At 43.8% G+C, this 14,554-nt stretch carries 11 protein-coding genes and 2 tRNA genes; 9 read left to right on the top strand and 4 right to left on the bottom strand.

Annotated features, from left to right (window positions below; translation table 11 throughout):
- Positions 1 to 63 precede the first annotated feature (63 nt).
- From FKN08_RS07110 to FKN08_RS07100, 3 genes are all read left to right on the top strand, one after another.
- Positions 64 to 513 (top strand): L-alanine exporter AlaE, encoded by a 450-nt coding sequence (locus tag FKN08_RS07110; RefSeq protein WP_170891641.1) that lies wholly within the window; start codon positions 64 to 66, stop codon positions 511 to 513.
- Between the two features lie 144 nt (positions 514 to 657).
- Positions 658 to 745 (top strand) — tRNA-Ser (locus FKN08_RS07105).
- A 93-nt stretch (positions 746 to 838) separates the two neighbouring features.
- Positions 839 to 2,542, top strand: a complete 1,704-nt coding sequence (locus tag FKN08_RS07100; protein WP_170891640.1) for a site-specific integrase — start codon at positions 839 to 841, stop codon at positions 2,540 to 2,542.
- Positions 2,543 to 2,669: 127 nt separating this feature from the next.
- Here the strand turns inward: FKN08_RS07100 and FKN08_RS07095 are convergent, their stop codons facing one another.
- Together FKN08_RS07095 and FKN08_RS07090 are read right to left on the bottom strand one after the other, a co-directional pair.
- Positions 2,670 to 3,608, bottom strand: a complete 939-nt coding sequence (locus FKN08_RS07095) for a hypothetical protein (protein ID WP_233267817.1) — start codon at positions 3,606 to 3,608, stop codon at positions 2,670 to 2,672.
- A 192-nt stretch (positions 3,609 to 3,800) separates the two neighbouring features.
- Positions 3,801 to 4,355, bottom strand: coding sequence for a recombinase family protein (locus FKN08_RS07090; RefSeq protein WP_170891639.1), 555 nt, complete (start codon positions 4,353 to 4,355; stop codon positions 3,801 to 3,803).
- Between the two features lie 268 nt (positions 4,356 to 4,623).
- On the opposite strand from FKN08_RS07090, the gene FKN08_RS07085 reads away from it, so the two are divergent.
- Positions 4,624 to 4,821, top strand: coding sequence for a DUF2158 domain-containing protein (locus FKN08_RS07085; protein ID WP_139059957.1), 198 nt, complete (start codon positions 4,624 to 4,626; stop codon positions 4,819 to 4,821).
- A 21-nt stretch (positions 4,822 to 4,842) separates the two neighbouring features.
- Here the strand turns inward: FKN08_RS07085 and FKN08_RS07080 are convergent, their stop codons facing one another.
- Positions 4,843 to 5,658 carry a hypothetical protein gene (locus FKN08_RS07080; RefSeq protein ID WP_139059958.1) on the bottom strand — a complete coding sequence of 272 codons (816 nt, stop codon included), beginning with the start codon at positions 5,656 to 5,658 and terminating at the stop codon, positions 4,843 to 4,845.
- A gap of 157 nt (positions 5,659 to 5,815) precedes the next feature.
- Here FKN08_RS07080 and FKN08_RS07075 point away from each other — a divergent pair.
- The 5 genes from FKN08_RS07075 to FKN08_RS07055 all read left to right on the top strand — a co-directional run bounded on the left by FKN08_RS07075 (position 5,816) and on the right by FKN08_RS07055 (position 13,344).
- A tRNA-OTHER gene (locus tag FKN08_RS07075) sits at positions 5,816 to 5,933 on the top strand.
- A gap of 358 nt (positions 5,934 to 6,291) precedes the next feature.
- Complete coding sequence (locus tag FKN08_RS07070; protein WP_170891638.1) at positions 6,292 to 7,929, top strand: methyl-accepting chemotaxis protein; 1,638 nt, start codon at positions 6,292 to 6,294, stop codon at positions 7,927 to 7,929.
- Positions 7,930 to 8,392: 463 nt separating this feature from the next.
- Positions 8,393 to 9,532: an efflux RND transporter periplasmic adaptor subunit gene (locus FKN08_RS07065; protein WP_005390787.1), complete on the top strand. Its 1,140-nt coding sequence runs from the start codon at positions 8,393 to 8,395 to the stop codon at positions 9,530 to 9,532.
- 2 nt (positions 9,533 to 9,534) lie between these two features.
- Positions 9,535 to 12,696 carry an efflux RND transporter permease subunit gene (locus FKN08_RS07060; RefSeq protein WP_046874752.1) on the top strand — a complete coding sequence of 1,054 codons (3,162 nt, stop codon included), beginning with the start codon at positions 9,535 to 9,537 and terminating at the stop codon, positions 12,694 to 12,696.
- Between the two features lie 192 nt (positions 12,697 to 12,888).
- The gene (locus FKN08_RS07055; RefSeq protein ID WP_161445607.1) at positions 12,889 to 13,344 is read left to right on the top strand and encodes a MarR family transcriptional regulator; all 456 of its coding nucleotides are present in this window, start codon (positions 12,889 to 12,891) and stop codon (positions 13,342 to 13,344) included.
- 44 nt (positions 13,345 to 13,388) lie between these two features.
- On the opposite strand, the gene FKN08_RS07050 is transcribed toward FKN08_RS07055, so the two are convergent.
- Positions 13,389 to 14,345, bottom strand: coding sequence for an AEC family transporter (locus FKN08_RS07050; RefSeq protein WP_170891637.1), 957 nt, complete (start codon positions 14,343 to 14,345; stop codon positions 13,389 to 13,391).
- Between the last annotated feature and the right edge of the window lie 209 nt (positions 14,346 to 14,554).

Below are 14,554 nucleotides of genomic sequence, written 5' to 3'. Positions count from 1 at the left end.
GTTTGATGGTTGATAGTTTTATTTTGTTTATTGTTAGTGGTATTTAATTTTAGGGGTTGGTTAATGAAGTCTCGCGGACCATTTTGTATTCGTCACGCCGCAGCGGATACCTTTGCTATGGTTGTTTTTTGCTTTATCACAGGGATGATTGTCGAGATTTTGATTTCAGGGATGACGTTTGAGCAATCTTTAGCATCACGTACACTATCTATTCCAGTGAATATTGCTATTGCTTGGCCGTATGGCGTTTTTCGTGATTGGGTGCTACGTCAGGGCAAAAAGGTATCGCCGTCTTCATTTATGAAAAACGTATCTGATCTGGTCGCTTATGTGCTTTTTCAGTCTCCAGTTTATGCAGGAATTTTATTCGCAGTTGGTGCGTCTACAGACCAAATAGTGACCGCGGTGACAAGTAACGCCATTATTTCTTGCGGTATGGGTGTGTTGTATGGGTACTTCTTGGACATGTGCCGCCGTTGGTTCCGTGTTCCCGGTTATTCTCAAAGTATCTAAATGACCCAGTTTTGCTCAATTTAGTTACTTAGTGAGCAATCGAGTGGAAAAGGGCGCTTTTTTTTATGTTTAGCCTTGACCATCAGGCACATAATCATTAAATTAGCGCCTCGTTAGCAAATGATGCTAACCAAAAATTGATTCGGTGAGTTGTCCGAGTGGCTGAAGGAGCACGCCTGGAAAGTGTGTATACGGCAACGTATCGAGAGTTCGAATCTCTCACTCACCGCCACATTCTATAAGCCCTTGTAGTGTAAGAACTTCTTATAATACAGGGGTTTGGTGTTTTAATGTAAGCTGCCTACTGGTACAAAGAGTAGGTACAATGTCGAACATCATGGCAAGTCCTTATAAGCATCCTCAAACTGGTGTTTACTACTTTAGAATGGCTGTCCCAAAAAAGCTGGTTCCTATAATCGGTAAGACAGTCTTCAAGAAATCTCTTCAAACGAAAAACCTTTCTGAAGCAAAGCAGCGATTTCCTCAGCATCTTGATGATGCGCTCAAGCAAATCGACTTCGCTAATTTAAAGCTATCTAATTCATCTGATATTGAGCTTAATGTCCGTGATTGCGCGATCATTGCTGAGCGTTGGTATCTGCGTGTCAAAGATGAGGTTGATGGTAATGGTAACTATGATTGCTATCTTCGATATGAATGGTATGGCGTTGAGGGCGATAAGCGTCTCCACGTATTCGGCTTGTCTGACACATTTGAGTTTAGTGGTTTAGATGCGTCAAAAGCTACTGAAGAGGAATACCAAGAGCTTTTGGAAGGTTTTAAAGACTTCATTGAGGAGCAGCTAAAGATAGAAGGTTTAGTTGTATGTGAGACAAGCGCTTCATATAGACGTTTGGTCTGTGCCTTTTACGATTACGCCCGTCGAGTTGAGTCTCTCTGCTTGGCTCGTCACAAGCGAGACTTTGGGTATGAGCCAGTAACCAGTTCAATCGCTAGTGAGCCCATTTCAGTACCTAGGCCTGATAAGATACCGTCTAGGGCTTTGAAACCATCTCAGAACTCCATTTCGAGTCTATTGAAGCGTTACCTTGAGTCTGCATCTATTAATGGCAAAGCTTCTCAATCCTTGGCAGAGGTTGAGTCACAGATAGAGCGTCTTATTGAGATAATAGGGGATCTAGACGTTGCTGATGTAACCAGAGGTCATATCTCAAAGTACAAAGATACCTTATTACAATTGCCTAAATCTAAATCCAAAGAGATTAGAAATAAATCAGTGCCTGAGCAGCTTGAGCTTGTTAAAACAAAAGGGCTTGAAACAATCGCTCCTTCAACCGTTAAGACTATTCTCAGAAAGACTTCTCCTGTATTTGGCTATGCTGTTGAGCTTGGTTTGATAGACGTCAACCCATACAAAGGCGTAACACTTCCTAAAGTACAGAATAAGTCTGCGGTAGCTGAAGCTAAAGGGTTTACTCCTAGCGAGATCAATCAGTTGTTTAAGCTAGATATATTCACGGATGTGACTGCTAGTAAGCCTTATGGCATGGCTTGTTATTGGGTGCCTCTTCTATGCAGATATACGGGTTCTCGGATTGAAGAAATGGTTCAACTTAGAAGTTCAGATATACAACGATCAGACGAAGGTATTCACTTTATTTATGTTCGTGAGGGTGAAGAGCAGAACGTAAAAAACGTTAAGTCAGTTCGACAAGTGCCGATTCATGATCATCTCATTGATTTGGGTTTTTGGGATTATGTGGCGTCCTGTGGAGAGTTTCTATTCCCTGAGCACAAGCCAAACAAACACGGTAAAAGGTCTGGTGCTATTGGTAAGTGGTGGAGTAAACAGGTCAAGAGGTTGGGCATCACCAAGCAGCCATCACACTCGTTTAGGCACTCTTTGAGAACAGCTTTGCGTGGTCTAGGAGTAGTTGATTCTGTTAGTGATGCTATCACTGGTCACGCTCCGGCTAATATCGGAGCAGCATACGGTACGGTTGATATGAAGGCTAAGAAGAAAGCAATAGACTGTTTGCCTAGGTTGGCTGTCCCACGTCTTTGGTAGTTTTTCGTTAATGTCTTTACACTGTTGTGTACACCTAAAGTCTCCCCACTGTACACACGTGTACACTTTGGTTTGAATTAGCCCGTAGGCCTTGTGGTATAAGGCTTACGAGCTCACAATGTCATTTCTATAACTCGTAGTTTTCTGTTACGTTAGGGGCTTTATTTCCACTATTTTTATCTTGAATACTTCCTTCGATAGTCCCAGCTTTTTCCAGCCACTTACTCCGTTGAGATATCGAGATACCTAGTTGAGAGCCCCTAGTGAACTTCCTTAAGCCTTCCCTGAAGATATCCTCTCCAAAGAACTCAACGAGGCGGCTGATGCTCTTTGAGACGTCTTTAATTTGCTTTTGCTCCCACTGCTCATCATCTTTGTCAGGCACATACTCCTTACCCTTAAAAGCATCTGAGAGTCGTCTAATCTTCGGGAAACCCTTAGAGTCCCAACAGCTTTGGGGTAGGTAATAACGTGACTCCAAGCCAAACTTGAGGTTTTCAACAAAGCTCTCTAAGTCGTTCATCTCGATGTCATTCCCTAATGCTTCTTTGCAAGCTTTTAAGCCGTTAGCGATGTGTCCAGCTTGACCACGGCTACACCCAACAAGCTCCTCTATTTGAGAGACGCTTAGGTCAAACTCTCGGTTAACAATTAGCTTGCGAAACTTAGCTTGCGTTGCTTCATCTTTAGTAACTCCAACCCCATGTGCTTGGTTGACATCTTGGGCTGCTGAGAATGCCTCAGCGTAGGTACGGTTTTCTATGATCAACGAGTTAATCATCAATTCAGCATCGGGGTTTTCTTCAAGGTACTTCAAACAAGCTCCAGTGCGGTGGAAACCATCCACTACGTAATACTTGTCATCAATCACAAAAACAGTGATAGGTTGCCTTATAGGCTGTCCATTACGAAGGTCTTCAAGAATCTCCTTACTTTGGCTCTCTTGCTTAATCTCTTGCGCTGAACGTTCTCGTTTGTCTTTTATGAGTTCAACGTCACGGGCTTGCATCGCGGGATCGAGTATGAGAGTTCGAGGGTCTAAATACGCAAATCTGCTATCTGCCATGAATTGATTCATAGTGTGTTATGTACCTGTAGGTCAATGATTAATTATTAATGTTTCTCTTTTTGGTTTGATTGGAACCCTAGGAGGGGGGGAGGGTTCGGGGTAATACATATCGAATACGATTGCGGCGTACCGTTACGCACACACAAAACGGGATTTATAAAACTTCATTTTTTTGGTAATTACGGTGTACTAAGTCTTTGCTAAGGCTCTTTGGACTGTGGATAAGGAGACTCCTATTTCGGAGGCAATCTTTCTCAAGGAAAAACCTTGTGAGCGTAGCTCAGCGATACGCTGGTGGTTAGTTGTGTTAGTTGGTCTACCTTTATATTTCCCTGCTGCTTTAGCTTTCTCAATGCCTTCCTGACGTCTTTCCTGAATCATTGCTAACTCGAATTGAGCTACAGCTCCTAGCATGTTCAGCATGAGCTCAGACATATGATCACTTCCACCAGCATTAAAGCTTAGGTTTTCCTTGTGGAATCTCACGCTAACACCTTGGCTAGTCCAGTCGTTTATTAGTTGCTTCAAATCAACCAAATTACGAGCTAGGCGGTCGATGCTATGAACGTGGATTGTATCTCCTTCTCGAACGTAGCCTTTAAGAGCTTCTAATGCTGGTCGTTTAGTTGAGCCACCACTGCATTTATCTGTAAAGCTCTTATCAAAGGTGATACCAGAATCTGTAAGTTGACGGTCTGTATTTTGGTCTGTGGTCGAAACTCGCAGATAAGCTATGTGTGCCATTAGGTGTACCCGTTTAACTCTAAGATGTTAGAAATTTTATTGTGGTCACAATTTTAATTCAACCCTAATGGGTACTGTTTGATCAAGGTTTGACCGTAGTCGTTTGGGTATACCTAATGGGTACTCCTGAATACATGGTGTTTATCCTTTGCACGACGACTTCTAATTTGTATCAGTGTGTAGATCACACTTAATAGTAAACAGGTTGAGTATTTTGCTGAATGAGCAATGCTTACTTACGTTAGTAAACAAACATAAGGAAACGATAATGTCTTTCAGTAAAGGTGATGTTGTAAAACTCAAATCAGGAGGTCCTGAAATGACGGTTGTAGAAGTTGATGACGAAGAGTGCTTTTGTAGGTGGTTTGATAGTAAAGGGCAACAGATGTCTGACAATTTTGAACAGGTAGGCTTAGAGAAAGTAGAGCGCAATAAGCCTATGGGCTTTAGGACCACAAGAGCTTAACTAGGGCGGTGCTTGTCACCGCTATCCTAATCTTGTGATAACTTCGTTCATTGTATAGTGGACGAACTCTCTTCCGAGTTCTGTAAGTTCATATCGTTTAGTGTCTTCAAATGGTGATTCCATAGTATTTGAGTTTGATCTGGTTTTAGTTTGTTCTTTCATAAACTGGCCTTGGTGATTTTTTCTTCTAGACTGTCGTAGAACTCCTCCAGTACTAAGGTCTCTAATCACAAGGCTGAATAAGCCAGCGTCAGAAGAGTCATCTCGCGGCACACTATCAGAAAAAGACAACCATATTTGTCTTCTTGTTATTCCATCTGTATTTACAATAGCCTTAATTACAATGAAATGAATTTCATTATACTTGTCTATCCATTCGTTGAAGTGGCGTATTTGGTCATCGGGGCAAATAGAACTAGTTGCGGCATTTGTTAATAAATTCATTATGTACTTACGCTTCTCTTCTGTTTCTGCGTGGTCCCATGAACGAAAGGCTTTTCGTACCAACGACAAATAGCTTTCTGACTCCAACCTTGAGTCCAACTCCTCTTGATACTCCTCAACCCTTACAGAAAACTCATGCAGGTCTTTATATAATGCTTCAATCTTGATTTTATGAGTGTTCAACCACTCCTGATAAAGTTGGTTTATTTGTCCTTGCTCTTTGTCATTATGGATTGCATTTCCTGCCGCAATTACACCACCTACCCAAGGAATGACGCTCATAGCGTTAGCTGCAACTTTAAGTTTCCCTTTATGTTTCCCACCTTCAAGCAAAGCTAGTTCGTGAATAATAAACTCTTCTGCTCTAGGTGTATTGCTAACTAAATCTGACACTTTATCACCCCCTTATTTTATCAGTTGTACCGCTATGCAATTAAATTCTAGCGTTGTTACTTAAGCCTAAGAGTGTGAGGTTCTTAAAATGTGGCTACCATCTCAGTATGCTCCTCAATTGGTATCTGGACTCTCAAGTCTTCTACTGGAGCACGCTTTAGTTGTACAAAAAACTGGTACAAACCTTTAAAGTGATATATCTTTAAGTGGTTGATTTTAATTGTTTTAAACTTGGTAGCTAGCAATCGAGAGTTCGAATCTCTCACTCACCGCCACATTTGAGCCCTAGCAGAAATGCTGGGGCTTTTTCGTATTACGCGACAAGTTCAATCCCAGAGCTGTATATCGTATTGATTCTCAATTACTCATTGAGTCGGCAAGCCCTTCAAAAAGCCTCCTTTTTATTCATCTTTTGTTACACATTTTCCGTACAGGTAGTGCGTTTTTATTCGCATGTTGTGATGAGCGTTCCTTATTAAATTTTCCATAAAATCAATTAATTGTTGAAATTAGAACGCTTGTCAAAAAGTCATCAGATATCATGTTTAATAGAGTCTTTTACCTAATGGGATACTCTATTTGTTTGATATAATTTCTGGCAGTTTGTATACCATAATTAAAGAGAGTCTATTCATGTTCCAGAACTTAACGATCAAGCAGAAGATAGTGATTCCGCTGTCACTGATTATTGGATTGTTTATTGTGAGCTCTGTATTAAACGTTATGACAAGTTGGAAACAATCTGAGTTGAGTGAAACACTTAACGAACAGATAGTGCCGAACTTATTAACGATTGAGGATGCTTACCGCGACCTTTACCAAGCTACATCTGCAATCCAAGGTGTTGCCCTTTCTGATACTCAAACCGATATTGACCACCACATCGGTGAATATAAAGACAACGCATACAAAGCGCTGCCTCGTATGGAGAAAATGATTGAGCTATCGCAAGCTGGCGTGATGCCTTCTTCGCACGGTAATGAAGTGAGAAAGCTTGTCTCCCTAGGTGAAAAATGGTTGGCGAGTTATGAAGCGATGTTGCGTTTACCTCAATCACAATGGCTTGGTTACTACAACGAACACAAACACACCTTTGAAAATCAGTTTATCGAGGTAAGAGCGCAACTTAATGTTGTAAAAGATGCGATAGAAGAAAAACAAAGCCTATTGAAAGATGAAATCTCAGCAGCCGCAACACGAGCAGAGTTAATTCTTGAAGCGGGCATTGTGATTGTTATTCTGGCCGCTATTGCGATGGCGTTTTTGTTGTTGCAAACCGTCGTGAAGCCTATCAACGATATCAAAAATGCGATGACAGAAATTGCTTCTGGTGAAGGTGATTTAAGCCAGCGAATCGATGTGAAAACACAAGACGAAATTGGCAATTTAGCGAACGCGTTTAATCAGTTTGTGTCTAAAATCCAAGCGACAGTTTCTCAAGTAATTGAAAGTTCGAATACCTTGCGTAATGAGATGGAAAATCTTAGCTCGTTGACCACGACCATCGCGAATTCGACCGTTTCACAGCAAAAAGACAGCGAGGCGGTAGCGGCGGCAGTGCATGAAATGCAAGTCACCAGCAGAAATGTCAGCGATAGCGCTAACGAAGCTGCGGTTGCGAGCCAAACAGCGAATGATGAACTTACCAATACCAATGTTATTTTGGATCAAACCGTTAGCTCAATTCGTAGCCTCGCAAGTGAAATCGAAAGTGCAAGCCACGTCATTAACACATTGGATCATGATGTGAGTAACATTGCTTCTGTATTGGATGTCATTCGTGGTATCGCAGAGCAAACGAACTTATTGGCGCTTAACGCAGCGATTGAAGCGGCTCGTGCAGGAGAGCAAGGGCGAGGTTTTGCTGTTGTCGCAGATGAGGTTCGCTCGTTAGCCAGTCGCACACAACAGAGTACGGGTGAAATCCAAACCATGATTGAAAAGCTACAATCTGGTGCGGGACAAGCCGTAGAAGTGATGCGTGGTAGCCAAAATAGCAGTGATGAAACAATTCAATCGGCAGGGAGAGCGAGTCAATCCCTTTCTGAAATCTTGAACGCGATTTCACGTATGAACGAGATGTACACACACATTGCAACGGCTGCAAGCCAGCAAAGTACGGTAAGTGACGAAGTAAATAGCAACGTACAAGGCATTGCGGATAGCAGTACATCTATTGTGGAAATCGTAAATCAAGCGCAAGCATCTTTAGCCATGTTATCAGAGCAAACCCAGCGCTTAGATCATCAGGTTAGTCAGTTCAAAGTATAAGCTTGAGAACTGCAGTATCACTGACGAAATAACCCGCTTCTTAGCGGGTTATTTTTTAGATAAGGGTCGAACCTGACTTGTGAAGGCTCGACTATATTTACATTCCTCTTTTACTTAACTTTGTATACCAGAGGTGCAAATAATCCTAGACAGCGGTGACAAACTCTGTGCAGCGTGATGATGCTTTTATCATCACTTTTGCTGCTTTTTAACCATTGCAATTGCTCACAGGAAAGTGTGATTTCCAACCCAAAATCTTCAAATTTGAGAACTTCATTACACCTTTACCATAAACGTTTTTCGTAAGCGTATAGAACTGTAAATTTTGTTGTATGTACAACACTGGGTAATTATCATCCTAATTAATTTGTTCTGGATATACATCCGTTAGTCATCATTAAGTCATTCTAGAAGTTTTTAGCAAGGAATCTTGAAGGCTTGTAGGTAAAAGAGAGAAAAATTCATGAGACGTAAAACCACGCTATCTCTGCTGATTGCGTCGAGCCTTTTTGTGGTTGGATGTCAACCTAGCGAAGAAGGATCGAGCCAAGGTAGTGGTCCTGCGCCCGCAACCGAAGTTGAAGTGTTAACGGTGGAACCAACTCGCCAAGCGTTAACTGTCGAGTTGCCAGGTCGTAGCCGTGCATTCAAAGAAGCGGAAGTTCGTCCGCAAGTTACAGGCATTATTTCAGAGCGAAATTTTGTTGAAGGGGGCCTTGTTGAACAAGGACAGTCCCTATATCAAATTGATGATTCATCATTTCAAGCGGATTTGCTGAGCGCTGAAGCGGAATTAATCCGAGCTCAAGCAGCGGCAGAATCGACCCATGCCACAGTGAAGCGTTACAGAACCTTGATCACCAAAAAGTCCATCAGCCAACAAGATTTGGATGAAGCAGAAGCAGCATATAAGGAAGCGCAAGCACAGGTCCTAGTCGCAAAAGCGAAGATCAATACGGCAAAAATCAATTTAGATTACACGCAAGTGAAAGCTCCGATTAGCGGTGTGATCGGTAAATCGAGTGTGACGGCTGGTGCGTTGGTTACGGCTAACCAAGCAGCCAAATTAGCGACCATTCAGCAGCTTGATCCTATCAACGTTGATATTGTGCAATCATCCGCGCAACTGCTGCGTTTAAAAGCGGCTCTTTCCCAAGGTCATATGCAAGAAGATGACTCTGCGCAAGTTACATTGATGCTTGAAGATGGCAGCACGTACGAACATAAAGGCACGATGAAATTTACCGAGGTCAATGTGAACGAAAGTACGGGTAGCGTGACGCTTCGTGCTGAATTCCCAAACCCTGACGGTTTGTTACTACCAGGAATGTTTGTTCGTGCGACGGTTATTACTGGTGTTGACCCTGACGCGATTCTGATACCACAAAATACCGTTTCTCGCGATGCGACAGGCAAAGCGACAGTGATGATGGTGAATGGTGAAAACAAAGTGGAAGCGAGACCAGTGAAGACAGCCGAAGCGATCAATAATCAATGGCGTATTATTGATGGTTTGAAAGCGGGCGATAAAGTCATTACTGCTGGGTTACAAAAGGTAGGTCCAGGCAGCCCTGTAACTATCCAAAACGGTGAACAGGAGTAATCATGGCACGATTTTTTATCGATCGTCCGGTATTTGCTTGGGTTCTCGCGATTCTAACGATGTTGGCGGGGGTAATGTCATTATTCAATTTACCCGTCTCGCAATACCCAACGATTTCACCGACAACGATCACCATCAGTGCACGTTATCCAGGTGCATCAGCGAAAACCGTTGAAGACTCGGTAACGCAGGTTATCGAGCAAAATATGACGGGATTAGATTATCTTCGCTACCTATCATCGAGCAGTGATGCATTCGGTAATGCGACAATTACCCTGACGTTTGATAGCGAAGCTGATCCTGATATCGCGCAAGTACAGGTGCAGAACAAACTGCAATTGGCATTGACATCATTGCCGATGGAAGTACAAAACCAAGGTATCGTCGTGAATAAATCCAATACGGCGTTTCTCATGGTGGTGGCAGTTTATTCTGAAGATCCTGACTTTACAGAAAACGATATCGGTGACTTTGTTGTAACGAATATTCAAGACCCGATAAGTCGTGTAACTGGCGTAGGACAAGTGCAGGCGTTTGGTGCGCAGTATGCGATGCGAGTTTGGCTGGATCCATTTAAGCTTACGCAGTTCAACTTGACCGCAATCGATGTAGCAAATGCTATCAGTGAACAGAACGCGCAAGTTTCTTCAGGTCAACTTGGTGCAGCACCTGCGCAGGAAGGCCAGCTGTTGAATGCAACGATTTCGTCTGCAAGTCGTTTGAGCAGTGTGGAAGAGTTCCAAGACATCATTCTTAAGTCTGACGCCAGTGGTTCTAATGTTTATTTGAAAGATGTTGCTCGTGTTGAACGTGGTGCAGAAAGTTATGATATTCGAGGCCAATATAATGGCTTCCCAGCATCGGGTTTAGGTATTTCATTAGGTACTGGCGCAAACGCGCTTGAGACAGCCAATGCGGTAAAAGAGCGCTTAGACCAACTGAGTGCTACGTTCCCAGAAGGGTTGCAGATTGCTTACCCATTTGAAACGACGCCATTCGTCAAAGCCTCGATTCAAGAAGTGGTTAAAACGCTATTAGAAGCCATTCTCCTTGTGTTCTTAATCATGTATCTGTTCTTGCAGAACTTCCGTGCGACGATCATTCCAACGATCGCAGTGCCTGTCGTACTGCTCGGCACCTTCGCTATTTTGTACGCGACTGGATTTAGCGTAAACACGTTAACCATGTTCGCGATGGTTCTGGCTATCGGTTTGCTGGTGGACGATGCCATCGTTGTGGTGGAAAACGTCGAGCGTGTGATGCATGAGGATGGGTTAGAGCCCAAAGAAGCGACCAAAAAATCGATGGGGCAGATCACTGGTGCTCTGATTGGTGTAGGTCTGACGCTTTCTGCGGTATTCGTCCCTATGGCGTTTATGTCTGGTTCTACAGGGGTTATTTACCGTCAGTTCTCGATAACGATTGTGGCGGCGATGACACTTTCAGTTTTGGTGGCGATAATTCTGACTCCAGCATTATGTGCAACATTACTGAAAAAAGGCGATGCTGAGCTTCTAGAAAAGAAAGGCTTCTTTGGCTGGTTTAACCGCAAGTTTGATGCGATGACAGCTGGCTATGAAACCGGCGTTGCTAAACTCCTAAAGCGCACAGGTCGTATGTTGGTTGTATTCTTGGCAATGAGTGCAGGTGCGGGCTGGCTGTTTATGAATCTTCCGACATCATTCTTGCCGGATGAAGACCAAGGCACGGTATTCTCAATGGCCATTTTGCCGCCTAACTCAACGCAAGAGCAGACGGAAAAAACACTTGAGAAAATGCGCGACTTTTACCTTGTGGATGAGAAAGACAACGTGAAATCCGTCTTCTCCGTTGCGGGCTTTAGTTTTGCAGGCCAAGGCCAAAACATGGGGATGGCATTTATCGGTCTGAAAGATTGGTCAGAGCGTGAAGCGCCGGGTGCTGATGCAGCTTCCATTACGGGTCGAGCGATGGGGTACTTCTCAACCATCAAAGAAGCACTGGTGTTTGCATTTGCACCTCCTGCGATTCAAGAATTGGGTAACTCGACAGGCTTTGATTTCTATCTTCAAGATTCGTTGAACAAAGGTCACGACGCATTGGTCGCTGCGCAAGGTCAACTGCTTGGCATGGCTGCACAAAACCCGAAACTTGTCGGTGTTCGTCCGAACGGCCAAGCAGATGCGCCAATGTACAAAGTGAACATTGACCACGTTAAACTGCGTGCTCTGGATGTTAGCATTAATGACGTCAACCAAATCCTGTCAGCGGCATGGGGCGGAGCGTACATTAACGACTATATTGATCGCGGTCGAGTGAAAAAAGTCATGATGCAAAGTGATGCGGAATACCGTATGCAGCCAAAAGACTTCGATTCGTGGTACGTGCGCAACTCAAAAGGTGAGATGGTGCCTTTCTCTGCCTTTGCGAGCGGAGAGTGGACGTATGGTTCACCTCTTTTGCAGCGTTTTGATGGTTTGCCAGCGATGAATATCCAAGGCGGCGCAGCTCCTGGCGTCAGTACTGGTGAAGCCATGGCAGAAATTGAAGCAATGGTAGAAAAATTACCAGAAGGCTTTACGGTGAACTGGAATGGTATTTCGTATGAAGAGCGCCTTTCCGGAAACCAAGCGCCAATGTTATATGCGCTGTCTATCCTCGTCGTATTCTTAGTTCTCGCCGCTTTGTATGAAAGTTGGTCAGTACCTTTCGCCGTGGTGTTAGTTGTGCCTCTTGGTGTGCTTGGTGCTGTGCTCGCGGTAATGACGCGAAGTATGGACAACGATGTATTCTTCCAGGTGAGCTTATTAACGACGGTCGGCTTGGCAACTAAAAACGCCATTCTGATTGTTGAGTTTGCGAAAGATTACTACGAGAAAGGCGCTGGCCTTATCGAAGCAACCCTGCATGCCGTTCGTGTTCGTCTGCGCCCAATTATTATGACATCGCTTGCCTTTGGTCTAGGTGTAGTACCGCTTGCTATCAGCTCTGGCGTGGGCTCAGCAGGTCAAAATGCGGTAGGTACTGGTGTACTTGGTGGCATGATCAGTGCGACGATCTTAGGTATATTCTTTGTGCCAATCTTCTTTGTGGTGGTTGAGCGATTGTTTGATCGACGTGCGAGAAAAGAATCGGAGGCAGAGTTGTCTGAGACTAATCCTAAACCGGCTCAGCAAAGCGAGTAAGACTTGGTTGCTGTAACTGAGTTATACTGGTGATAATAAACACGATAAAAGGGCGCTTCGGCGCTCTTTATTTTATGTTTTCACTTGGTGGTTACCGTCTTTGACGCAAACTTGAAGGGGGAGAGTTTTGCCTTATGCAGAATCTGTTTATTCCTTCCGACCGAATGAAAGCCTAAAGAAGAACAAACGACGATGAAAGATCAGAAAATCTCCCCAATTTCCGTTTTGGATCAAAGCCCTATGTTTGTCTGCGGTGTGATGCAGCGAATGTACCGCAATCGTGCTCAAGCCGAGCTCTCTCGGCAAAATTTGATGACACTAGAAATGGCAAGTGCACTGGCCGCTTTGGAAGAGTTTCAACCCATGAGTCAGCAAGCGTTGGCTGACGCGGTTCGAACTGAGCGAAGTGTAGCAAAGCGAATGGTGGATAATTTGGAAAAGCGAGGGTTTGTTCAAGTTTCTAAAAGTACATCGAATCAGCGTCTTAAAATGCTCAGCATGACAAAAGAGGGGGCAAACGCTTTAAAGCAAGTTCATCAAATCATGACGAATTTACAGAAAGAGTTTTTTTCTTGTTTGTCGGAATCTGAAGCGAGTGAATTTTTTCGTCTGGTAAGAAAGCTCACTTTTGCGAATCACGACCAGTAACTTACATCAATGCCGTCTAGCGTCTTTATTTTATCGCTGGCCAATTATATTAAGTTGTAGAACTTAAGAAATAGGATGCCCAACGTACAGGTCACGGAAGAAAGCACCGTAGTGAGTGCGATGATATTTGCGGCTAATGTGGCATTGCCTCCCATGGAACGCGCCATGACATAGCTGGCAGCAGCGACTGGAGAGGCGTTCATAAAGAAAAGAATACCTAGCTCAATTCCTCGAAATCCTACTAAGTAAGCACCCATGGTGATGATGACTGGTGCCACGATGAGCTTGTAACTGCTCGCAAACCAAGATGGACCTTTCTCTTTTCTCATCAAGCTAAAGTCAAGTGAGCCACCCGTACACAACAGCGCCAAAGGCAATGTCATTTCGGACAAGTAGTCTCCTGCGTCAATAACCACATTCGGTACTGGAATAGCGAGTAAATAAAAAGCCATTCCTAGAACAATGGAGATTATGAGCGGGTTCCTAGTCAGTGTTCGACCCATCATCTTTGCTGCTTGCGAGGCAGACGTTGCCCCCTTGGGCGATAAGCAAATTACCGCTTGGACGTTATAAATAAATGTGGTGATCGCGACATAGAGCGCTGCTAGCGCCACACCTTGAGAACCATACGCATTGGCAACGTAAGCGATGCCAATAATACCTGTATTTGCTCGGAACCCACCTTGGATAAGAACACCTTGGTCAGGCGATGCTTTGAACAGAAGCTTGACCGAAAGGTAGGTGAAAATGAAAAACGAAATGCTAGCGATGACGCCGAAATTGACAAAGCCACTCGCCGCGGAAAAATCGTGTTCTGAAGCCACAATACTGACAAATAACATTGCAGGCAAGGTAACTTGAAACACCAGTTTAGAGCCTACTTCGATAAAATTATCGTTGATTAGACCAAAGCGCTTAAAAAGAACGCCAAGTACCAACATCAAACAGATAGGTCCGGTTATCGACAAAGAGAATTGCAACTGATGTAAAACAGCTTCCATGTAAGTATCCGCAGCAAAAGAAAAAAGTGTTCCTGCTGCCTATTAAGCCACAAACCCGGAGGGTAGGACAGTAACGTGATGAAATTTTCTTCTGTTGTAGGTTCCGGAGTCATTTACACTCCAAGTTATGGACGAGGTCCCAATTTAACAAAGCGGTACTGGTCCTACGTGCGATATGTTGGTTAACTCGTTGTCGTGATGCATCCACA

It is taken from the genome of Vibrio sp. 1-2 (7-a) (assembly GCF_013048515.1).
Classification (GTDB): Bacteria; Pseudomonadota; Gammaproteobacteria; order Enterobacterales; family Vibrionaceae; genus Vibrio; species Vibrio diabolicus.
Note: the sequence above shows the minus strand (reverse complement) of the source record. Positions and strands in the feature narration are given on the sequence as shown.

What these genes read in the sequence shown, in the direction of transcription:
- FKN08_RS07070 (WP_170891638.1), top strand. Translation starts at nt 6,292, where the DNA reads ATGTTCCAGAACTTAACGATCAAGCAGAAGATAGTGATTCCGCTGTCA.
- FKN08_RS07085 (WP_139059957.1), top strand. Translation starts at nt 4,624, where the DNA reads ATGTCTTTCAGTAAAGGTGATGTTGTAAAACTCAAATCAGGAGGTCCT.
- FKN08_RS07065 (WP_005390787.1), top strand. Translation starts at nt 8,393, where the DNA reads ATGAGACGTAAAACCACGCTATCTCTGCTGATTGCGTCGAGCCTTTTT.
- FKN08_RS07100 (WP_170891640.1), top strand. Translation starts at nt 839, where the DNA reads ATGTCGAACATCATGGCAAGTCCTTATAAGCATCCTCAAACTGGTGTT.
- FKN08_RS07055 (WP_161445607.1), top strand. Translation starts at nt 12,889, where the DNA reads ATGAAAGATCAGAAAATCTCCCCAATTTCCGTTTTGGATCAAAGCCCT.
- FKN08_RS07060 (WP_046874752.1), top strand. Translation starts at nt 9,535, where the DNA reads ATGGCACGATTTTTTATCGATCGTCCGGTATTTGCTTGGGTTCTCGCG.
- FKN08_RS07050 (WP_170891637.1), bottom strand. Translation starts at nt 14,345, where the DNA reads ATGGAAGCTGTTTTACATCAGTTGCAATTCTCTTTGTCGATAACCGGA.
- FKN08_RS07110 (WP_170891641.1), top strand. Translation starts at nt 64, where the DNA reads ATGAAGTCTCGCGGACCATTTTGTATTCGTCACGCCGCAGCGGATACC.
- FKN08_RS07090 (WP_170891639.1), bottom strand. Translation starts at nt 4,355, where the DNA reads ATGGCACACATAGCTTATCTGCGAGTTTCGACCACAGACCAAAATACA.
- FKN08_RS07095 (WP_233267817.1), bottom strand. Translation starts at nt 3,608, where the DNA reads ATGGCAGATAGCAGATTTGCGTATTTAGACCCTCGAACTCTCATACTC.